This window comes from Arthrobacter sp. NicSoilB11 (assembly GCF_019977375.1).
GTDB lineage: Bacteria > Actinomycetota > Actinomycetes > Actinomycetales > Micrococcaceae > Arthrobacter.
Genome location: NZ_AP024657.1, coordinates 640,041 through 661,139, shown reverse-complemented (window position 1 = coordinate 661,139; position 21,099 = coordinate 640,041). Strand labels below are relative to the sequence as shown.

Below are 21,099 nucleotides of genomic sequence, written 5' to 3'. Positions count from 1 at the left end.
TCATGAACTATTGCCGGTCCTGGCCGGCAGGGCGCTTCTTCTGCGGAAACGGGGTTTCGCCCCGGGCCAGCATCTCCACGAACCCCGCGATCCGGCGTTCCCGGGTGGCTGCCTGCTTGGCCGAATTGGTCCGGTACACCAGGGCGAACAGGTTGGTTTTAGTGAGGACGTCGAACATCGCCTGGGCCGCCGGATTCGCGGCAATCGCGGCAGCCAGGTCTGCCGGAACCTCCACGTCGGCCTGCCCGCCGTACGCTGCGTCCCAGCGGCCGTCCGCCTTGGCCGCCTCCACCGCTGCCCTGCCGGCGTCGGTCATTTTCCCCTCCTCTTCCAGGCGCGCAACATGCCCCACGTTCCGGGCGGACCAGACGCTCCGCGGACGCCGCGGCGTCATCCGCTGGAAGGAGCTTTCATCATCCCGGCGCCGCAGCTGCCCGTCGATCCAGCCAAAGCAGAGTGCCTCGTCCAGCGCCGCCGGGTAGTCCAGGCCGGTTACCGTGCCGCCCTTCTTGTGCAGGACCAGCCACACTCCCGGGCTGGTCCTGTGGTTTTCTTCCAGCCATGCACGCCAGGCGGCAGCGTCAGGTACCAGCAGTTCCTCGAGGTCATCGGCCATGGCCCCATTCTGCCCGGAGAATCCCAGGCCACAAGCCCTGTGTGCGCCGGCGCTTCCGGTGGCATCATGGCCATACAGCAGCCGTCACCCACGGCCGCCCGTCAACCAGCATCAAGGACAATGCCATGCTCCGAGTCCGTCCCGTCCACTTCACGTCCCGCATCGAGCCCTGGAAGCAGTTCCTCACCGCCCTGGGAATGGTCCAGACAGAGGACGACGGCGGGTGGCAGGTCTTCGACTCCGCGTCAGGCCGCCTGGCTTTGCACGGCGCCGAGGCAGGGTCCGGCCAGGACGGCCGCACCGTGTTTGGGGTGGAAGTGGGCGACGTGGCGGAGTTCGCCCGCCGCACCAACCTGTCCGCCCAGGAGGGCGGACCGCAGGCGGACGGAACGCAAGAGGAACCAACGCAGCCGGCCGAACTCGTCGCAACGGACCACGGTGAGGCCTGCCGGGTCACCGCGCCGGACGGATTCAGCTTCCTGGCGGACAAGGCCGTCCACGGCGCCCAGTGCGCCGATGCCGATCCCGCACTGGCCGTCGCCGGCGTCTGGTACACCCCGGACCCGGAGGCAGCCATCCGCACCCTGCTGCACGCCGGCGCGCGTCCCCGGCCGGTGCCGGACAACGACGAAACCGCCGATTTCACGGCCAAGAACGGCGGCGTCCTCCTGGTGCGCCCGGCGTCGGGGCCCCCGCGCTCAGGCCTGGGCTTCGAATACGACGGCGGGCTGGAACCGTTGCGGGAGCGCCTCGCCGGTGCCGGTTTCTCGGCCAGCCTGACCGAGGAAGCCTTTGGGAGCACCCTTCACGTGGCCAATCCGGACGTGGGCAGCCCCAACGCGCCCGCCACGCTCTGGATCTCCCAGCACCGCCCCATGGGGTAGAACTTAACCATGAACGTGCGCACACCTGACCCGAATCCCGGCTGGCTCTCTGAAGAAGACCTCTTTGAGGCCCGCGGGCGGCTGCCCATGGTGTACGTGGAGGCCGTGCCGGTCAGGCTGGATCCGCTGGGGTACGTCAACGAGGTGGGCACGCTGCTGCAGGCCGACGCCGACGGGACCATGGTGCGGTCCCTGGTCTCCGGCCGGGTCATCTACCGCGAAACCATCCGCGCCGCCCTGCTGCGGCACATGGAGAAGGACCTGGGCCCCCTGGCGTTTCCGCAGCTGCCGCTCAGCCCCGTGCCGTTCACGGTGGCCGAATACTTCCCGGCACCGTCCCAGACGGGGTTCACCGACGAGCGGCAACACGCCGTGTCCCTGGCCTACATCATCCCGGTCACGGGCGAGTGCGAACCCCGCCAGGACGCCCTGGAACTGACATGGATGACCCCCGAGGAAGTCCTCAGCCCTGGCGTCCAGATGGAGTTCGCAGGAGGCCGCGGCGGCCTCATCCGGCAGGCCCTGGCGTTCGCAGGTGTGGGCTTCTGACATCCGCGCCGGGACCTGGGGGTCCCCGGTTTTAGGCGCCCGCCTTTGTAGACTGTAGGGCGGACCGCAAGAGAACTTAAGGACTCCCATGACCGAATCACCAGCCGCCAGGCACCACCGTGAACAGCAGGCTGGATCTCTGACCACCGGCACCCACATCCTCCTTCCGGACGGCCACCGCACCGCCGAAATCGACCAGGTGGAGCTTGAGCGGGACGATTTCGGCTCCCCGGCACTGGTGCTGGCAAGCCTCTCCGGCGGCGGGACGCTGCGGGTCGCCATAGGTGCCACCGTCACCGTTGTGGACGGAACGCACGACGACGTCACCCAGCTGCCGCTGCCGGCTGACCTCCCGGAAGCCACACCCCCGGTGGAAACCGCCGGGACCGGGCCCATCACCGTGGCGCCCGCCGTCGTCGTACCTCCCCTGCCGCCGGTACCGCCCGCGGCGACCGGACCCAGCGAGGAGGAACTCGCCCTCATCCCGGCTCCGGCCGGCACCCCTGAGTCCGTGGTGGAAGCCGCCGCCGAGGCCCACCCGGATGCCGAGGGCGTCCTGCTCCTGGCCGACCGGCTCTCCAAGGGCGTCAACTTCAAGTCCGGAAGCTGCCTGAAGGACCTTACCGACCTGGCGCACGAATTGTTCATCACGCTCAAGGATGCCGACGGGGCTCTGGCCGTGGCTGACCTCCTCACCGTGCTGCCCTATGACGGGAACCCCGGCCGGTGGACCTCGGTGGAGGCCTCCCTCGCCCTGGCCAGCTACATCTGCCGGCAGGACGGCCAGGACGAACGCGCCGAGGTCTATGAGAAGCTGATCCGCACCCCGGAAAACCAGGAAACGGATGCGTTCAAGGCACGCATGGCCGCCAAGGTGCGGCAGCGCTCACTCAACGAACCCAACCTGTACGACAAGGAAATCTTCCGCTCCATCGACAACTCCAACCACGATGCCGAGCGTGAATGGCGGTTGCTGCGGCTGGAAAGCCTGCTGTTCCTGCGGGCCCACGGCGGCTCGGAAACCATCGGGATGCCCGAGCTGGAACGCCGGATCAGCAATGAGCTGGAGGCTGTCCGGTCCTGACCGCAGGACCGGCTTCGGGGCGGGGGAAATTACCCCTACCCGGGGCGTAGCCGGAGTTGTACATTCGGGGCTATGACCAACAATCTCAGCGTAGTGATCAACGCCGACGCGCCGCAGGTCTGGACCATGCTGCGTGAACCGTCCAAGGTAGCCCAGTGGCACGGCTGGCAGGCCGAGGACCTGGAGTCCGAGATCAAGGAGATCTACTTTTCCAGCGACGTGGAGGAATCCGCGGACCATACCAGCCTCACCGTCCACGGCGGGGACACGTTCGAGCTTCACCCGGTGGCCGGCGGAACCCGGGTCAGCGTCACCCGCGGGGCCATGGATCACGACTCCGAGTGGGCTGCCTGGGACGAGGACATCACCCAGGGCTGGCTGACCTTCCTGCAGCAGCTCCGCTTTGCCCTGGAACGCCACCCGCACGGCAAGCGGCACACCCTGTTCCTGCACCTGACAGAGGGGAAGGGCTCCGCGATCGAGAAACTGGGGCTGGCCGACCTCCCTGCCCCGGGCGAGCCGTACCAAATCACCTTGGATACCGGAGAGGAAATCAGCGGCAAGGTCTGGTACCGGACCAGCCACCAGGTGGGACTCACCGTGCACGGCTACGCAGAGCATGGCGAGGGGCTGCTGGTGGTGGCCGACCATCCCGCCATCAAGGACGTCCGGGCAGAGGGTGAAGGGTCGCTGGTCATCGCCTCCACCTACGACCTGGGCGCCGGCAAGGTTGACGCCATCCGGTCCGCCTGGGATTCGTGGCGCTCCAGGAACTACCCGGACTCGGAACCAGTCAGCTGACGGCGCCGGCTGGTTTATTGAGGCAGCGCCAATTGCTGGCACACTGGTACCGTGCCTGCCGATCCCGCCTTTGCCCTGCCTGATACCCGGTCACAGTTTTCCTTCACGGTGGGCACCCGCCTGGCGGAGACCTGTCCGTCCGCTGCCGCCCGGACGGCTGAAAACGGCGGGGAGTTCCTGGGCCGCACCGGCACCATCACCACGCCGCACGGTGAAATCCAGACGCCGGCGTTCATCGCCGTCGGGACCAAAGCCACGGTGAAGTCCGTACTGCCGGAATCCATGGCAGACCTGGGCGCCCAGGCGCTGCTGGCCAACGCCTACCACCTGTACCTGCAGCCGGGGCCGGACATCCTGGACGAGGCCGGCGGCCTGGGTGCCTTCATGAACTGGCCGGGCCCCACCTTCACGGACTCCGGCGGATTCCAGGTGATGAGCCTGGGCTCCGGGTTCAAGAAGGTCATCGACATGAAGACTGTGGCCGCCGCGGGCGCGCCCGGACCGGACGATGCCGTGGCCCCCGGCAAGGAACGCCTGGCCCATATCGACGACGATGGCGTCTGGTTCAAGAGCCACCTCAACGGGGACCGCCACCGGTTCTCCCCCGAGATCTCCATGCAGGTCCAGCACCAGATCGGGGCGGACATCATGTTCGCGTTCGACGAGCTCACCACGCTGCAGAACTCACGCGGTTACCAGGAGGAGTCGCTGGAGCGCACGCGCCTGTGGGCGGAGCGGTGCCTCGAGGAGCACTTCCGCCTCACGGAGGCACGGGCCGGCAAGCCGTACCAGGCACTGTTCGGCGTGATCCAGGGCGCCCAGTACGAGGACCTTCGCCGGAAGGCCTGCCGGGACCTGGGTGCCATGCCGTTCGACGGGTTCGGGATCGGCGGGGCGTTGGAGAAGGAGAACCTGGGCACCATCGTGCGGTGGTGCAACGAGGAACTGCCGGAGGACAAGCCACGCCACCTGCTGGGGATCTCCGAGCCGGATGACATTTTCACGGCCATCGAAAACGGTGCCGACACCTTCGACTGCGTCTCCCCCACCCGGGTGGCCCGGAATTCCGCGTTCTACACCCCGGACGGCCGGTTCAATCTCTCGGGCGCCAAGTACAAGCGCGATTTCGGGCCGCTGCAGGAAGGCTGCGACTGCTACGCCTGCGCCAACTACTCGCGGGCGTACATCCACCACCTGTTCAAGGCCAAGGAGATGCTGTCCGCCACCCTGATCTCCATCCACAACGAGCGGTTCGTGGTGAAGATGGTGGATGACGCCCGGCTGGCCATCGAGTCCGGCACCTTCTTCGATTTCAAGGCGGAAACCCTGGGCCGGTATTACTCCTAGGCACGTCCGCTAGGCTGGCCGGATGCTCATTGATATCCCTGCCGCGGAAGGTACTGCAGAGGCCTTGGTGGCCCGCCCGTCCACCGGAACCGGTCCTTTTCCCGGCGTCATCCTTTACATGGACGCCTTCGGCCTGCGCCCCCGCATCCAGGAGATGGCCCAGCGCATCGCCGACTGGGGCTACGTGGTGCTGGCCCCCAACGTTTTCTACCGGGACGGAACGGCCGCCGAACTCGCCCCCGCCACGGACATGACCACCCAGCAAGGCCGGGAAGCGGCGGGCAGGGCCGCCTTCCCGCGGATTGGCCGCCTGACTCCTGACAAGGCGCTGCCGGACATCGACGCGTGGATTTCGGCGCTGGCGGCACTGGACGGCGTCGCCCCCGGCCCCATCGGCACCGTGGGCTACTGCATGGGCGCCCGGCTGGCTGTGCGCACCGCCACCTCCCACCCTGAAGTGGTGGCTGCCTGCGGCGGCTTCCACGCCGGCGGACTGGCCACTGACGAGCCGGACAGCCCGCACCTTGGGCTCGGGAAGGCGCGGGCCCGGTTCGTGTTCGGCCACGCGGACCATGACCGGAGCATGGCTCCCGACGCCGTCGCCCGGCTGGGCAAGGCGCTCCAGACTGCGGGGCTCGAGGCGTCCAACGTCATCTATGAAGGGGCGCCCCACGGGTACACGATGGCGGACACGTCGGCCTTCCACCCTGATGCCACCGAACGCCATTTCCGTGAGCTGCGTGCCCTCCTGGACGGGACACTGAAGGGCTGACCCGGCCGCCGTCGAACTCGCCGGAAAGCTGCCGGATCGCCGGAACGTTGCGGCGAGCCGGACGGGTTCCGGCGACCCCGGGAGACAGGACGGTCCTGGCAGGTTTTCCACATGACGACGGCGGCGCCTTCCTGAGCTGTCGCAGCGGCAGGATCCTGTCGGGATGACACCCCAGCCGCCAGTCCGCCTCCCCTCCCTTCCGAGCACCGGCAACCTGTGGCGGACGGGGCAGTTGCACGAGAGGGGCCTCAATTCCCGGGCCATCAAGGCATTGGTCCTCCACGGGAAGCTGGTACGTCTTCGCCACGGCTGCTACATCCGCGCTGAGCTGTGGGAGAAGCAGACAAGTCCCGTCCGCAGCAAGCAGTTGATTCGCGCCCACGCGCACGGGACGCTGACCAGGTCTGCGGGCGGCTATGTGTACAGCCATACCTCTGCCGCCCGGCTGCACGGTCTGCACTTGTGGGCAGTCGATGACACGATCCACCTTCTGCTGCCGGGGAACCCTTCCAGCGAGCGGCTCGGCAAGGATGTCCGGGGCCATACCCGGCCGTGGACAGCGTCGGAGGTGGTAACCCTCGGCGGCCTCAGGGCGACCTCGCTGGAGCGGACGGTAGTGGATTGCGCCATGATGCTGGGTTACCGGCAGGCCCTGGTGCTCACCGATCACGCCCTCCGGCTTGGGGCCGACAAAGCCCTCCTGGAAAGCATGGCCGAGGGCCTGGAGAGACGCCGCGGGGTCCGGACCCTCCGGCGCGCCCTTACCCACGCCGATCCACGTTCGGAGTCAGCTGGTGAAACACTAACCCGCGAACTCCTGACGCGGCTGAGACTTCCCCTGCCGGAGCCTCAAGTGTTGGTGGCAACACGTGCTGGCCGGTACCGGCTGGATTTCGCCTGGAAGGATAAGAAGGTGGCACTCGAATTCGACGGGAAAACGAAGTACTTCGACTACGGGCCAACGGCTGAGGTGCTGTTTCAGGAGCGGCAGCGGGAGAAGGCCCTCACCGAGAATGGCTGGACCTTCCTTCGCCTGACATGGGCCGACCTTTTCCGTGAACATGAGTTCAAAGCCCGTGTCCTTGCTGCGCTCCGGCCCTAGCCACGCCGCCGGAGCGCCAAATCGCCGGAACGGGACCAGGCCGCCGGTAATTTCCGGCGATCCGGCAGCTTTCCGGCGATCCCACGCGATCAGCAGTTGGAACGTACGACGCCGGGCGGCAGCTATGCGGCGTTTGTCACCGCTTCCGCGGCGTGGCCCGCGACGCCGTAACTGGGCTCGCGACGCTTGACCCAGTTGATGACCAGCGAGGTCACGGGGACGAAGAGGAACTCCACCACGGTCTTGTAGACGAAACCCACCAGCACGTAGTTCACGAAGCTGCCGGGGTCGGCGATGCCGATGACGGGTGCGGCGATGCTGCAGAAGATCAGCGTGTCCACAAACTCCCCGGCGCCCGAGGATCCCATGAGCCGCGCCCATAGGGACTTCTCCCCGGTGCGGGCCTTCATCCGGACCAGGATCCAGGAATTGATGGTCTGCCCCGCCAGGAATGCCAGCAGGGAGGCCAGGACGATTTGTGGCACGGGGCCAAGCGCCCCTTCCAGGGCGGACTGCTTGGCGGCACCGTACTCGTCGTCGAATCCGGGGAGCGCAATGACTACCCAGTAGCAGAGGGAAGCGAAGACGGACAGCGCAAATGTGGTGAAAATGGCTTTGCGGGCCACCTTGAAGCCGTAGACCTCACTGATCACGTCGCCGAGGATGTAAGCCAGCGGGAAGAGGAAGAAGCCGCCGTCGGTGACGATGGGGCCGAATGCCACCCCCTTGGACGCTCCGATGTTTGACAGGATCAGCACCACTGCCATGGCTGCCAGCATGATCCCGAAGTAGGGCGAACCGATGTCCGCGAATCTGGCGGCGGGACCTGCGGCAGTGGGTTGGACGGTTTGGGGCAGGGCACTGTGGCCGGGGGCGGAGGTCATCGAGGGATCCGTTCAGGAGTGGTTGGCCGGCCTGCCGTACTGGGCGGCCGGTTGTATTAGCACTCGTGCCATTCTCGCACCGGGCCGCGTGGCAAAGCTCCCCAAGGAGAAGGGTTGATTAGCCCCGACAGTTTTTGAACATGTTCAACTATTGTGGCACACTGCTTTTGAACATGTTCAAAGAATGGGGATGCCGATGGCAGCGAAGAGCGAACAGACCAGGCAGCTGGTGGCGGACACGGCGCTGCGCATGTTCCGAGATATCGGGTTCGAGAAGACCACCATGCGCGCCATCGCCGCCGGGGCAGGCGTCTCCGTCGGCAACGCCTATTACTACTTCGCGTCCAAGGATGACCTGGTCCACGAGCTGTACATCCAGGTGCAGGCAGAGCACGCGGCGCGGGCCTCGGAAGCGTTGGACGGGACCGCTTCCCTGGCTGAGCGCCTGAAGGCCACGCTGCATGCCGGCCTTGACGTCATGGCCCCTTACCACCGGTTCGGTGCGGACTTCGTTTCCACCGCAATCCGGCCAACATCACCGGTGAACCCCTTCTCAGCACGGTCCACGCCTGCGCGCGAGGCCTCCCTGGACATCTTCAGGCGCACTGTGGATGGGGCCCGGCCCGGCGTACCGAAGAAACTGCGGACCGACCTGCCGGAGCTGCTGTGGCTCTGCTACATGGGCATCACCCTCTTCTGGGTCTATGACGCCTCGGAGAGCCAGAGGCGGACCAGGAGGCTGGTGGACGGCGCGGCCCCACTCATTGCCCGCGGTCTCGCTCTGGCCCGCATCCCGGGAGTCAGCAAGGTGTTGGACGACGTCCTGGACCTGGGCCGCAGCATCCGCGATTAGAGAAGAAACATTGGGGGAAAAGATGGGCTGCACAAAGACCGTTGTGGTGGCGGGGGCTTCCGGCTTCATCGGCACGTACCTTCGCCGGCGCTTCCAGGAAGACGGATGGACCGTGCGCACCATTGGACGCAAGGGAACGGGCAGCGCCGCAGCCGGATGGGATGACGACGCCGGCATGGCCCGGGTGCTCAACGGCGCCGGGCTGGTGGTGAACCTCGCCGGACGGTCCGTCTCCTGCCGCTACAACCGGCGGAACAAGACGATCATCATGGACTCGCGCGTGGCCACCACCCAGGCGCTCGGGCGTGCCATCGCACAATGCCCGGAGCCGCCGTCGACCTGGTTGAATGCCAGCACCGGCACCATCTACCGCGATGCCAGGGACCGCCCCCAGCCTGAAACAGACGGCGAGCTTGGCTCCGGGTTCTCCGTGGACGTAGCCAAAGCGTGGGAGGCCGCCCTCGCGGCGGCCACCACGCCGGCCACCCGGAAGATCCCGCTGCGGATTGCCATCGTGCTGGGCCGCGGCGGCGGCGCGCTGGCGCCGTTCAAGAACCTGGCGCGGCTGGGCCTGGGCGGCCACATGGGCGACGGCAGGCAGAAGTTCAGCTGGATCCACGTGGAGGACCTGTACCGCAGCATCCGCTTCCTGCATATGCGGACCGACGTCACCGGACCCGTTAATGTGGCGTCGCCGGACGTGGTGAGCAACCGGGAAATGATGCGCCTGGTGCGGCGCGCCTACGGCGCCCGCTTCGGGCTCCCCACCCCTGCGTGGCTCCTCCGTGCAGGGGCCGTCCTGATCCGCACCGAAACCGAGCTTGTGCTCAAAAGCAGGTGGGTCCAGCCGCAGAAACTCCTCGACGCGGGCTTCGTCTACAGCCAGCCGGAGCTGGGCCGGGCACTGCTGCAGATCGCCAAGGGCCGGGAATGAGCCGCCCGCTCCGCGTCACCTTCGGTCCTGGCGCGTTCCTTCCCGGCGCGGGCCTTACGGTCCTGGTCTTCGGGTTCCCCCTGGGCTTCCCCGGCTATCTCTACGGAACGCTCGCCGCACTGCTTCTGGGAATGCCCCTGGCGCTGGCTGCCGGGATTTGCATGCGGACCGTCCGCAACCAGCTGCTGCACGTCCTGGCCGTCGGCGTGGCAGGGCTGGCAACCGGGATGCTTACGCTCATGTTCATCACAGGCAGCCACTGGTCCGCGATGCGGGGCATGGTCCTGTGGACGGGGTGCTGCGCGGCGCTGGGGCGGGCAGCTGTGTCCGGCCTCGTCACAATCCATGACGCGCCCGCGCGGGACCCGTGGCTGCGCAGAAGCCCGGCCCACCGCTGGAACCCTGACCATATGACGTCCCGGCGCCCTGTACGGCACCACATGGAATGCGTCCGACGGCGGGTGGCAGGATGGGTGCATGACTTCCGCTACCCCTGACGCAACGCTGTCCGCCGCCGGCCCCGCCGTCGTCCTCACTATCGCCGGCTCCGAAGCCACCGGCGGCGCCGGCGCGCAGGCGGACCTGAAGACCTTCCAGGAACTGGGCGTCTTCGGCATCGCCAACCTGACCTGCATCGTGTCCTTCGACCCCAAGGACAGCTGGAACCACCGCTTCGTGCCGGTGGACCAACAGGTGATTGCCGACCAACTGGAGGCGACGACGGCGGCGTACGGTCCGGCGTCGGGCGCCCCTTCCGCCCTGGACACCGTGAAGATCGGCATGCTGGGCAGCCCCGCGACCATCAGCACGGTGGCGTCTGCCCTGCAGGAGAACAGCTTCGCCAACGTGGTCCTGGATCCGGTGCTGATCTGCAAGGGCCAGGAGCCCGGGCACGCGCTGGACACGGACCAGGCCCTGAAGGCGCAGATCCTGCCGCTGGCAACGTTCGTCACGCCCAACCACTTCGAGGCGGAGTCCCTGTCCGGCCTGGAAATCACCGACATCGAGTCGTTGAAGGCCGCCGCCGTCCGCATCCACGAACTCAGCGGCGCGGCAGTTCTTGCCAAGGGCGGGGTTCGGCTGGAAGGCCCGGACGCCGTCGACGTCTTCTACGACGGCGAAACCCTGGAAGTCCTCACCGCCCCGAAGGTGGGCGAAGTTGCCGTCTCCGGTGCCGGCTGCTCACTCGCCGCGGCCGTGACCGCGGAGCTGGCCAAGGGCGCCGGCCCGCTGGAGGCTGCACGGACCGCAAAGGACTTCGTCACCGCCGGCATCCGCAACCGTGTTGCCTCCGGCGCCCCGTTCGACGCCCTCTGGCAGGGCGGCGCCCGGTAGAACCGATCTCCCCGCGCCGGGTTCGCCGGAAACCCTCGAGATCGCCGGGAATTTGCGGCGAACCCGGCAGTTCCCGGCGAACCCGGCAGTTCCCGGCGAGCTCGACGTGTGGCTAGCGCCGGGGGATGTTGCGCAGGTTGCTGCGGGCCATGCTCACGGCCTCGCCCGCCCCGCGGTTCAGGACCACCTTGGACATGGCGGTGGCGAATCCGATCACCTGCGAGCCGGAAATCTTGGGCGGGATGGACAGCGCCTTGGGATCGGTGATCAGCTCCACCAGTGACGGGCCCGGGTGGGCGAAGGCCTCCCGGTACGCCGACTCGATCTGCGCAGGATCGGTCACCCGCACGGCATGGAAGCCCAGGGCTTTGGCCACGGCCGCATAGTTGGCGTCCGGCACGTCCACGCCGAAGTCGGGCAGCCCGTCCACCAGCATCTCCAGCTTGACCATGCCCAGGGTGGAGTTGTTGAACAGCACCACGTTGACCGGCAGCTTGTACGCGGCCGCGGTGATCAGCTCGCCCAGCAGCATGGACAGCCCGCCGTCACCCGAAACCGAGATGACCTGGCGGCCCGGGTTGGCCAGCTGGGCCCCGATGGCATGCGGGAGGGCGTTGGCCATGGAGCCGTGGAGGAAGGACCCGATCAGCCGGCGGGTGCCCAGCGGGTTGATGTAGCGCGCGGTCCAGACGTTGCACATGCCGGTATCGGCCGTGAAAATGGCGTCCTCCGCCGCCACCTGGTCCAGCAGCGAGGCCGCGTACTCCGGGTGGATGGGCTGCTTCTTCTCCACCTTGCGGGTGTAGGCGCCCACCGCCTTGTTCATCAGCCGGTCGTGCTTCTTAAGCATCTGGTCCAGGAACCGGCGGCTCTTCTTCGCCTTCACCAGCGGCAGCAGGGCGCGCAGGGTGGGGAGCACGTCGCCGTGGACGGCGATGTCCACGTCCGTCCGGCGGCCCAGCCGGTGCGCCGCCCGGTCCACCTGCGCGGTCCTGGTGTCGGGCAGGAACTGGTCATACGGGAAATCCGTGCCGAGGAGGATCAGCAGGTCCGCGTCCTCGATCCCCTCCGCAGCGGCACCGTAGCCCAGCAAACCGGTCATGCCGATATCGAACGGGTTGTTGTACTGGACAAAGTCCTTGCCGCGGAGCGAGTGCCCCACCGGCGCCTTGGCCAGTTCGGCGAGCGCCATCAGCTCGCTGTGGGCGCCTTCCACGCCGGCACCGGCGAAAATGGCCACCTTCCCGGCGTCGTTGATGGCGTCCGCGAGGGCCTGGACGCTGGCCGGGTCCGGGACCAGGCTGGCCGGCCGGAACGTGGCGGGAAGCGGCGTGGGGCCTGCGGCTTCCAGTCCTGCGATGTCGCCGGGAAGGGTCACGACGGCGACTCCGCCGAGTCCCAGCGCGTGCTGGATGGCGCTGTGCATCACGCGGGGCGCCTGCTCCGCGGTGCTGACCAGCTCCGAATACACCGAGCACTCGTTGAACAGCCGGTCCGGGTGGGTCTCCTGGAAGAAGCTGCTGCCTATCTGCTTGCTGGGAATGTGCGAGGCGATGGCCAGCACCGGCGCGCCGGACCGGTTGGCGTCGTAGAGGCCGTTGATCAGGTGCAGGTTCCCGGGGCCGCAGGATCCGGCACAGACCGCGAGCTTGCCGGTGAGTTGCGCCTCTGCAGCCGCGGCAAAGGCGGCCGCTTCCTCATGGCGGACGTGGATCCAGTCGATGCCGCCCTTCGCGGCGCCACCCGTCTGGCGGACGGCGTCCACGATCGGGTTGAGGCTGTCACCCACAATCCCGTAGATCCGCTGCACGCCGGCAGCCTGGAGTTGTTCGATGAGCTGGGTGGCAAGTTCCTTGGCCATGGGTGCAGACTCCCGCGTTTGTGGTGGTGGCTGACATGGCCCAATATAGTCCGCCCACCTGGGCTGGCACCTGACGGGCATGCAGAGGAGGCGTACGACGGCGGCCTGGCAGCCGCCGTCGTACGCCTCCTTGGGGAGCTGGCCCCCGGGTGCCGCTAAAGGCTACCGTCCGGCACCCACGCGCTCTTCGCCGTCGGCCGCGTTGGATGCCCATGCGTGGCCCTGTTCGGCGTCAAGGTGCGTGGCCTTCTTGTTCTTCAGGGCGAAGATGTAGACCACCAGCGAGATGGCGACCGCCACCGTGACGTACGTGAAGAAGAGGTCCTCCCGTCCGGACTTCTGGAAGGCGGCACCGATCAGCGGCACGGTTCCGCCGAAGAGGGAGTTGGCGATCGCGTAGCCCAGGCCCACGCCCAGGGCACGGATGGAGGCCGGGAAGAGCTCGGCCTTCACCAGGGCATTGATGGAGGTGTAGCCGCCCACGATCAGCAGGCCGCCCATCATCAGCAGGAACGCGGTGAACGGATCCTTGGTGCCGGCGAGCGTGGACAGCAGCGGCCAGGTGAACAGCACACCGGTGATGCCGAACCAGAGCAGCAGGGGCTTGCGGCCCACCTTGTCCGAGATGATGCCGTAGACGGGCTGCAGCAGCATGAAGATAAACAGGGCCCAGAAGTTGATCACGGAGGTGTCGGTCTTGGCGATGCCGGACGTATCGTTCATGAACTTCAGGATGAAGTTGGTGTAGGTGTAGAAGGCCACGGTGCCGCCAAGGGTGATGCCAATGCAGACCAGAAGTGACTTCCAGTAGCCGGTGAACAGCAGCTTCATGGTGCCCGGCTGGGCCTGGCCGGCCACGGCGGGAGTCTTTGCGGCGTTGATCTGTTCGGCGGAGACGGTCTCCTCCATGGAGCGGCGCAGCCACAGGACGATAAGGGCCGCCACGCCGCCGATGGCAAACGGGATCCGCCAGCCCCACTCGTTGAGGTCGCCCTTGGGCATGGCGTTCTGCAGGATCACCAGGACCAGCAGGGCCAGCATCTGGCCGCCGATCAGGGTGACGTACTGGAAGCTGGAGAAGAAGCCGCGGCGCCGGCTGGTGGCGGCCTCGGACATGTAGGTGGCGCTGGTGCCGTACTCGCCGCCCACGGAGAAGCCCTGGATCACGCGGACCAGCACCAGCAGGATCATGGCCCACAGGCCGATCACGTCCTGGGTGGGCAGCACCGCGATGGCGAATGAGCCGGCGGACATCATGGTGACGCTGAGCGTGAGCGCCGCCTTGCGGCCCTTGCGGTCCGCGTACCGGCCGAAGAACCAGGCGCCGATGGGGCGCATGAGGAACGACGTCGAGAACACGGCCATCGCTTCGAGGCCCGCCTGGAGCTCGTCCTTGGAGTTGAAGAAGTGGGCCTGGAAGTAGGCGGCGAAGACGGTGTAGACGTAGAGGTCATACCATTCCACAAGGTTGCCGGCGGAGCCCTTCAGGATATTGCCCACGGCCCGTCGGGTCTGGGCTGCCTCCGATGGGGGTGCGGTCTGTTGGGTGCTCATCGGCGAGTTCCTCCTTGTAGTGACGGCGGCCTCCGGCAGCGGAGGGCCTCATCCACGGTATGGGTGATCCACCGCACAACCAACGTTGTGGGGCATTTCCTAACACTTCCTTAGGATTCGGCGCCCGGCTCCGCTGTTCTGCCCGCTGCAGCCGGGCAAATCGGGCCGGCACGCGGTAATCTCACCAAGCGGGGGTGAACCGGACACCGCACTACAGCAAGGAAGATGGCCATGGACGTGCTGATCGTCGAGGACGACGACGCCATGGCCGGTGCCCTGACCGCCGCCGTCGAAAGCGCCGGCCATCACCCGCAGCGGCTGTCCCGGGGTGCGGACGCGCTGCTCTCGCACCGGAACTTCCAGGTGATCCTCCTGGACCTGGGGCTTCCGGACATGGACGGGCTGGAGGTGCTGCGCAAGCTGCGGCAGGTCACCGACGTGCCCATCCTGATCCTGACCGCCCGCGACGACGAACGCAGCGTGGTGCTCGGGCTCCGCTCCGGCGCCGACGACTACCTGGTCAAGCCCGTGAAGCTGGTGGAGCTGCTGGCCCGGATTGAAGCCGTGACGCGGCGGGCGGGACGGAGCAGCGGGACACCGCAGGAGGACGTTATTGTCCTGGACGACCTTGCCATCGACCTCAACCGGCGCACCGCATCCAAGGGCGGTGACCCGCTCCCCCTCACGGCCACCGAATTCGAACTCCTCGCACTGCTGGCACGGCATGCCGGCTCTGTGGTCACGCGTGAGCAGATCCTGGACGCCCTGTGGGGCGATGCGTTCCTGGCCTCTTCCCGGTCCCTGGACGTGCACCTCACCGGGCTGCGGGCAAAACTGCAGAAACCCGGTTTCATCATCAATGTCCGCGGGGTGGGCTACCGGGTGGAGGCGGCCGGCGCATGAGGCTCCGGGTGCTGGGCGTCCTCAGCGTGCTCTGCCTGGTGGTGGTCTTCCTGATTTCGGGGACCATCCTGGGGTCTGCCTCCCGCGAGCTGACGCAGGAACTCCAGATCAACCGGGCGGCGTCCCTGAACCGGCTGGCGCAGGTCGCTTTTGATGCCGCAGGCGACGGCGACACCGTGCGGCTGCAGCGGGAGATGGACACCTATTCCGGGCTTTACGGGGAAGGAATCGTAGTACGGGTCCAGCAGGACACGCTGGCGTCCGGCGGCCTGGATGCAGGGCGGTCCGACGTGCAGGATGCCCTGTCCCTTGCCCGGCTGAACGTGAGCAACACATCCCTGGAACCGCTGGAGCCCTTCGGTTCCAGTTCCCGCGTCATCTTCAGGCCCTTCGGCAGTGCCAGCCAGGTCCTGGGCGCCGTGGTCCTTGACGTCCGCGCCGGCACGGCGCAGCAAAAGCTCCGGGAGCGGTGGCTCGCGGTGGGTATCGCTGCGCTTGCCTTGGCCGCCGTGCTGTTGGTGGGCGCCGCGCGGGTCACCGGCTGGGTGCTGCGGCCCGTCCTGCGGCTGGACTCAGCGGTACACGAGCTGGAGCGGACCGGGCGGGCCGGGCGCCTACCGGACGACGGACCGCCCGAACTGCGGGAACTGAGCCGGTCCTTCACGGCGATGGCACGGACCGTGAGCGCCAGCATGGCGGCCCAGCGGCAGCTGATTGCGGACGCGTCGCACCAGCTGCGGAACCCAGTGGGGGCACTCCGGCTGCGGCTGGACCTGCTCCAGCTCGAGCTGAAGACCGCCCGCGAGCACGACGCCGCCGAGCGCGCCCTGACGGAGCTTGAGCGGGTGGAGGAGATCCTGGACGGGGTCCTGAAGCTCGCCGCCGCGGAGCACAGGGCATCCGAAGGGTACCTGCGGGCGTCCGGCACTCCCGCAGACCATGCGGCCGCCCAGCCCGTGGACCCGTTTCCCATCCTCCAGGGGGAGCTGGAGCGGGCAGCACCGCTGGCGGAGCAGGCCGGTTGCCGGCTGGTCCTTGCCGCGGCGCCGCAGCCGGCGGCACTGGTTGCCTGCCACCCGGCAGAACTGGCGCAGATGGCTGGCGAACTGCTCAACAACGCCATCAAGTACGCCCCGGGTGCCACCGTCACCGCTGCCGTGCGGACGGAAAAGGACGCGGTGGTGGTGGAGATTTCCGACGACGGGCCGGGGCTTTCGGAGTCCGAGCGCGCCTCGGCTGCCACCAGGTTTTGGCGGTCTCCGAGGCACTCTTCGGTTCCGGGGACCGGACTGGGCATGACCATTGTGGGCGAGCTTGCCGCCGCGAACGGGGCCCGGCTGGTGCTGGCCGAAGCGGCCCCCCACGGTCTCGCGGCCCGGATCCGGTTCCCCACCCCATCGGCGGCCCAGCTGGCAGCCGGGTCCGGCAGGGATGGTGCCCGTGCGTGAACCTGGCGCCCCGGGCGGTGCTGCCCCCCACCCGCGGCGGCGTTCCGTGCTCAAGTCAGCCCTCGCCGTCGGACTCTCCGCATGCCTGCCGCCTGCGCTCAGTGCCTGCACCGGCGGGGACCGGCCGGAGAGCCTCATTGTGGCGGGCGGCGAACCGGGCGGTTTCTACCTTGAGTTCGCAACCCTGCTGGCCGCTGCCCTGGAACGGCACGGACTGGCGCAGCACGCCAGGGCCGTGACCACCGGGGGAAGCCTGGACAACATCGCGGAACTGCGGGCCGGACGGGCAGCGTTTGCTGTGGCCCTGGCGGATGCTGCGAACCAGGAGCCGGGCGCTGACGCCGCCGGGATCGCCGCGGTCGGCAAAGTGTATGAAAACTATGTCCACTGTGTAGTGCGGAAGGACAGCGGCATCCGGGAAATTTCCGGGTTGGCAGGACGCCGGGTCGCCGTGGGCCAGCCCGGCTCCGGCACGTCGCTGACCACGCCGCGGCTGTTCGAAGCGGCGGGACTGGGTACCTCAACGGGTGCCGCGGCGCCCCCGGCCGGAAGCGCCGCCGTCGAAAACCTTGGCCTGAACGACGGCATCGCCGCCCTCAAGGCAGGGGCCGTCGACGCCCTGTTCTGGTCCGGTGGCGTTCCCACTGCCGCCATCGCCGCGGCACAGCAGGAGGTGGCCCTGGGCCTTCTGGACCTGTCCGGCCTGCTGCCGGAACTGCGGCGGCGGTACGGCGGCATCTACGACCGCGTGCTCATCCCGGAGGGCAGCTATCCCGGAGTGCCGGAGGTGTGGACGGTGGGCGCTCCCAACCTGCTCCTGTGCCGCCGGGACCTGGACAATGCCACCGTGGAGCGGACGGTGCAGCTGCTGGTGCATTCGGCCGCCGAGCTGATCCCCCAGTCCAGCCTGGGCGTGCAGTTCCTCAGCGCCGAGAGCCTCATCAACACCGCCGGGGTCCCCCTGCACCCGGCCGCGGCGGACGCGTACCGGGCGCTGCACGGCTAACCAAACGCCCGCTCACATTTGGCAGCACTTACGGCGACGCCCGCTCACGTTTGGCAGCACTTACGCCGACGCCCGCTCACTTTGGTCAAGAAAGTGAGCGGGCGTTCAGCGACAAGCTGCCAGAAGTGAGCGGGCGTTGTTCAGCTCCCCGAGTGGGCCTGCAGGAAGCTGTACACCTCGGTTTCGTCCACGCCCGGGAAGGCTCCCGGAGGCATGGCGGCGAGCAGGTGCGAGTGCGCCCGCGCTGAGGGCCACGCGTTGCCGGCCCACTGCGTGGCCAGTTCGGCTGGTGGCCGCTTGCAGCAGGTGGGATCCGGGCAGTTGGATGTGGCCCGCGCAGTGGTCTCCCGGCCGCGGAACCACTTCACGTGCTGGTACGGGACCCCGATGCTCAGGGAGAACTCCCCGGCGGCCGAGCGCTCGGTACGGGCGGTGCACCAGTAGGTCCCGGACGGCGTATCAGTGTACTGGCTGTACGCGCTGAACTTGTCCGGCACGTCGAACACCGCCCTCGACGTCCACGCCTTGCACGACGGCTGGCCCTCAATGGCGCCGGTATGGTCCTGCGGGAAGTTCACGCCGTCGTTCTCATACGCCTTGTAGATGATGCCGCTCTGGTGTGTCTTCTGGAAATGCGTGGTGATGCCCAGGTGCTTGGTGGCCAGGTTGGTGAACCGGTGCGCGGCGGTCTCGTAGGACACAGCGAACGCGTCCCGGATGTCCTCGACGGCGATTTCCTTGGCCGCCTTGGCTTTTTGCAGAAATTCCACGGTGGCCTGCTCGGGCAGGAGCAGGGCGGCGGCGAAATAGTTGGTGGCCACCCGCTGGGCCAGGAAGTCGCCGTAGTTCCGGGGCGTTTCGTGGCCCAGGACGTAGTGGCCAAGAGCCTGGAGCAGCACGGAGCGGGGGTCGTGGTCCTGCCGCTGGCTCTGGGTCAGGTAAATTCTGCGGTTCTTCAAATCCGTCACTGAGCGGGTGGAGTGCGGCAAATCACCCACGTGGTGCAGGGTGAAACCGAGGTGCGCGGCGATGTCTGCGATGACGTGCTGGCTCAGCGGACCGGTGGTGTAGCCCACCTCCTTGAGGACCTTCTGGGCCTCGGCTTCGTACTCCGGAAAGTAGTTCCCACGTTCCCGCATCATGGCCCGCAGTTCCCCGTTGGCGCGGCGGGCTTCCTCGGGGGTGGCCACCTGCTCGTTCATCTTCCGTTCGAGCTCATGCAGCAGCCCCACCTGGGCCTCCAGCACATCCAGCGGCAGCCTTGAGCTGATGCGGATTTTCGGCAGGTCCAGGGATTCGTAGAGCGGACCGCGCTGGTACCGTTCCAGCTCGATTTCCAGGGCGGCGCGGCGGCTGGGCGGCTCGGCCCCCAGCAGCTGGTCGATGGTGACATTGAGCGCCCCCGCGAGGTGCTGGAGCAGGGTCAGCTTGGGTTCACGCTTGCCGTTTTCGATCAGGCTGAGCTGGCTGGGAGCGGTGCCGACGGCGGCGCTCAGGTCATCGAGCGTGAGCCTGGCTTGTTTGCGCAGATGGCGGACGCGGCGACCCAGGGCAATGACGTCCAGTTCCGGGGCGGCGGTGGACGACGGCTGGGAAACGTCCCTATTCCAGCTTGAAGGTGACATTTCTGAAGAATACGTGAAGAACTGCATTTCTTTCCACCCTTTTTCTCTAGAAAGGGGGTTGGAAGTGCTGAAAAGTAGTTGCTACGGAAAGAAACACCGCACCGGAAAAGCCGGTGGGAACCGCAACGGCGCGGTTCCCACCTACCCCATCCGGAGCTCAATCAAGGAGATCAACGATGACTGCAGCATTTGAGCCCACCCAGCAGACGCCCGAACAGCAGGCCGCCGCCCTGGAGCTCGAGTGGGCCGCCAACCCCCGCTGGGAAGGTGTGACCCGGGACTACTCAGCCTCCGACGTCGTCCGTCTCCGGGGACGTGTCTCCGAAGAGCACACCCTGGCCCGCCGTGGTTCGGAGAAGCTGTGGAAGCAGCTCACCGAGGAGCACAAGACCGGCGGCTACACCAACGCCCTTGGTGCCCTGACGGGCAACCAGGCCGTGCAGCAGGTCAAGGCAGGCCTGCGTGCCATCTACCTCTCCGGTTGGCAGGTGGCGGCCGACGCCAACAACTCCGGCCACACCTACCCGGACCAGTCGCTCTACCCGGCCAACTCCGTTCCCACGGTGGTCCGCCGCATCAACAACGCCCTGCTCCGGGCGGACCAGATCGAGTTCTCCGAGGGCATCCAGACGGTCGAGGACTGGATGGTGCCGATCGTCGCGGACGCCGAGGCCGGCTTCGGCGGCCCGCTGAACGCCTACGAACTCATGAAATCCATGATCCAGGCCGGCGCGGCCGGCGTTCACTGGGAGGACCAGCTCGCCTCGGAGAAGAAGTGCGGCCACCTCGGCGGCAAGGTGCTGATCCCCACCCAGCAGCACGTCCGCACCCTGAACGCCGCCCGCCTGGCAGCCGACGTCGCCGGCACCCCCACGGTCGTCATTGCCCGCACCGACGCCGAGGCAGCCACCCTGATCACCTCCGACGTCGACGAACGCGACCAGGAATTCATCACCGGGGAGCGAACCGCCGAGGGCTTCTACAAGGTCCGCAACGGGATCGAACCCTGCATTGCCCGCGCCAAGGCCTACGCCCCGTACTCCGACCTCATCTGGATGGAGACCGGCACGCCGGACCTGGAGCTGGCCCGCAAGTTCGCCGAATCCGTCAAGGCCGAGTTCCCGGACCAGATGCTCTCCTACAACTGCTCGCCGTCCTTCAACTGGCGCAAGCACCTGGACGATGCCACCATCGCCAAGTTCCAGCGCGAACTCGGCGCCATGGGCTTCACCTTCCAGTTCATCACCCTGGCCGGCTTCCACGCCCTGAACTACTCGATGTTCGACCTCGCCCACGGCTACGCCCGTGAAGGCATGAGCGCCTACGTCGAGCTCCAGGAAAAGGAATTCGCCTCCGAATCCCGCGGCTACACCGCCACCAAGCACCAGCGCGAAGTCGGCACCGGCTACTTCGACACCATCTCCACGGCGCTCAACCCCAACGCCTCCACCCTCGCCCTGGTCGGATCGACCGAAGAGGGCCAGTTCCACTAACGCTTACGACGGCGGCGCTTCCGTCCGGCCTTCGGACCGGCATCGCTC

At 67.5% G+C, this 21,099-nt stretch carries 20 protein-coding genes; 15 read left to right on the top strand and 5 right to left on the bottom strand.

Annotated elements, in window-relative coordinates; all coding sequences use genetic code 11:
- Positions 1-7: 7 nt before the first annotated feature.
- A complete protein-coding gene (locus LDO14_RS03240; protein WP_223993758.1) occupies positions 8-616 on the bottom strand; it encodes a YdeI/OmpD-associated family protein in 609 nt (202 codons plus the stop codon).
- 125 nt (positions 617-741) lie between these two features.
- On the opposite strand from LDO14_RS03240, the gene LDO14_RS03235 reads away from it, so the two are divergent.
- The 7 genes from LDO14_RS03235 (at position 742) to LDO14_RS03205 (ending at position 7,155) form a co-directional block, all read left to right on the top strand.
- Positions 742-1,500: a VOC family protein gene (locus tag LDO14_RS03235; RefSeq protein WP_223993756.1), complete on the top strand. Its 759-nt coding sequence runs from the start codon at positions 742-744 to the stop codon at positions 1,498-1,500.
- Between the two features lie 9 nt (positions 1,501-1,509).
- Positions 1,510-2,049, top strand: a complete 540-nt coding sequence (locus LDO14_RS03230) for an NUDIX hydrolase family protein (protein ID WP_018770827.1) — start codon at positions 1,510-1,512, stop codon at positions 2,047-2,049.
- Between the two features lie 88 nt (positions 2,050-2,137).
- Positions 2,138-3,133, top strand: a complete 996-nt coding sequence (locus LDO14_RS03225; protein WP_018770826.1) for a DUF6707 family protein — start codon at positions 2,138-2,140, stop codon at positions 3,131-3,133.
- A 72-nt stretch (positions 3,134-3,205) separates the two neighbouring features.
- Positions 3,206-3,934, top strand: coding sequence for an SRPBCC domain-containing protein (locus LDO14_RS03220; RefSeq protein ID WP_223993748.1), 729 nt, complete (start codon positions 3,206-3,208; stop codon positions 3,932-3,934).
- Positions 3,935-3,985: 51 nt separating this feature from the next.
- Positions 3,986-5,281: a tRNA guanosine(34) transglycosylase Tgt gene (gene tgt / locus LDO14_RS03215; RefSeq protein WP_134165148.1), complete on the top strand. Its 1,296-nt coding sequence runs from the start codon at positions 3,986-3,988 to the stop codon at positions 5,279-5,281.
- 22 nt (positions 5,282-5,303) lie between these two features.
- Entirely contained in the window at positions 5,304-6,053 is a 750-nt protein-coding gene (locus LDO14_RS03210; RefSeq protein WP_223993746.1) for a dienelactone hydrolase family protein, read from the top strand.
- 163 nt (positions 6,054-6,216) lie between these two features.
- Positions 6,217-7,155 carry a type IV toxin-antitoxin system AbiEi family antitoxin domain-containing protein gene (locus LDO14_RS03205; RefSeq protein ID WP_223993744.1) on the top strand — a complete coding sequence of 313 codons (939 nt, stop codon included), beginning with the start codon at positions 6,217-6,219 and terminating at the stop codon, positions 7,153-7,155.
- A gap of 122 nt (positions 7,156-7,277) precedes the next feature.
- Here the strand turns inward: LDO14_RS03205 and LDO14_RS03200 are convergent, their stop codons facing one another.
- Positions 7,278-8,039, bottom strand: coding sequence for a queuosine precursor transporter (locus tag LDO14_RS03200; protein WP_018770821.1), 762 nt, complete (start codon positions 8,037-8,039; stop codon positions 7,278-7,280).
- A gap of 196 nt (positions 8,040-8,235) precedes the next feature.
- On the opposite strand from LDO14_RS03200, the gene LDO14_RS03195 reads away from it, so the two are divergent.
- The 4 genes from LDO14_RS03195 to LDO14_RS03180 are packed head-to-tail and all read left to right on the top strand — an operon-like array spanning position 8,236 to position 11,161.
- Positions 8,236-8,892: a TetR family transcriptional regulator gene (locus tag LDO14_RS03195; protein ID WP_223993742.1), complete on the top strand. Its 657-nt coding sequence runs from the start codon at positions 8,236-8,238 to the stop codon at positions 8,890-8,892.
- Positions 8,893-8,914: 22 nt separating this feature from the next.
- Positions 8,915-9,826 (top strand): TIGR01777 family oxidoreductase, encoded by a 912-nt coding sequence (locus LDO14_RS03190; RefSeq protein ID WP_223993740.1) that lies wholly within the window; start codon positions 8,915-8,917, stop codon positions 9,824-9,826.
- Positions 9,823-10,323, top strand: coding sequence for a hypothetical protein (locus LDO14_RS03185; protein WP_223993729.1), 501 nt, complete (start codon positions 9,823-9,825; stop codon positions 10,321-10,323). Before LDO14_RS03190 ends, LDO14_RS03185 begins: the two co-directional genes overlap by 4 nt.
- A complete protein-coding gene (locus LDO14_RS03180; protein ID WP_223993727.1) occupies positions 10,304-11,161 on the top strand; it encodes a hydroxymethylpyrimidine/phosphomethylpyrimidine kinase in 858 nt (285 codons plus the stop codon). The genes LDO14_RS03185 and LDO14_RS03180 overlap by 20 nt, the downstream gene beginning before the upstream one ends.
- A gap of 112 nt (positions 11,162-11,273) precedes the next feature.
- On the opposite strand, the gene LDO14_RS03175 is transcribed toward LDO14_RS03180, so the two are convergent.
- Positions 11,274-13,022, bottom strand: coding sequence for a pyruvate dehydrogenase (locus LDO14_RS03175; protein WP_223993725.1), 1,749 nt, complete (start codon positions 13,020-13,022; stop codon positions 11,274-11,276).
- 162 nt (positions 13,023-13,184) lie between these two features.
- Positions 13,185-14,576 carry an MFS transporter gene (locus LDO14_RS03170; RefSeq protein WP_223993723.1) on the bottom strand — a complete coding sequence of 464 codons (1,392 nt, stop codon included), beginning with the start codon at positions 14,574-14,576 and terminating at the stop codon, positions 13,185-13,187.
- 231 nt (positions 14,577-14,807) lie between these two features.
- On the opposite strand from LDO14_RS03170, the gene LDO14_RS03165 reads away from it, so the two are divergent.
- Genes LDO14_RS03165 through LDO14_RS03155 form a run of 3 tightly spaced genes read left to right on the top strand, consistent with a single transcriptional unit; the run spans position 14,808 to position 17,933 of the window.
- Positions 14,808-15,479, top strand: a complete 672-nt coding sequence (locus tag LDO14_RS03165) for a response regulator transcription factor (protein ID WP_134165156.1) — start codon at positions 14,808-14,810, stop codon at positions 15,477-15,479.
- The gene (locus tag LDO14_RS03160; protein ID WP_223993721.1) at positions 15,476-16,927 is read left to right on the top strand and encodes a HAMP domain-containing sensor histidine kinase; all 1,452 of its coding nucleotides are present in this window, start codon (positions 15,476-15,478) and stop codon (positions 16,925-16,927) included. Before LDO14_RS03165 ends, LDO14_RS03160 begins: the two co-directional genes overlap by 4 nt.
- Positions 16,911-17,933: a TAXI family TRAP transporter solute-binding subunit gene (locus tag LDO14_RS03155; protein WP_223993720.1), complete on the top strand. Its 1,023-nt coding sequence runs from the start codon at positions 16,911-16,913 to the stop codon at positions 17,931-17,933. Before LDO14_RS03160 ends, LDO14_RS03155 begins: the two co-directional genes overlap by 17 nt.
- A 140-nt stretch (positions 17,934-18,073) precedes the next feature.
- Here the strand turns inward: LDO14_RS03155 and LDO14_RS03150 are convergent, their stop codons facing one another.
- Complete coding sequence (locus tag LDO14_RS03150) at positions 18,074-19,585, bottom strand: helix-turn-helix transcriptional regulator (protein ID WP_056392189.1); 1,512 nt, start codon at positions 19,583-19,585, stop codon at positions 18,074-18,076.
- Positions 19,586-19,734: 149 nt separating this feature from the next.
- On the opposite strand from LDO14_RS03150, the gene aceA reads away from it, so the two are divergent.
- Positions 19,735-21,051 (top strand): isocitrate lyase, encoded by a 1,317-nt coding sequence (gene aceA, locus LDO14_RS03145; RefSeq protein ID WP_018770809.1) that lies wholly within the window; start codon positions 19,735-19,737, stop codon positions 21,049-21,051.
- Positions 21,052-21,099: the final 48 nt, after the last annotated feature.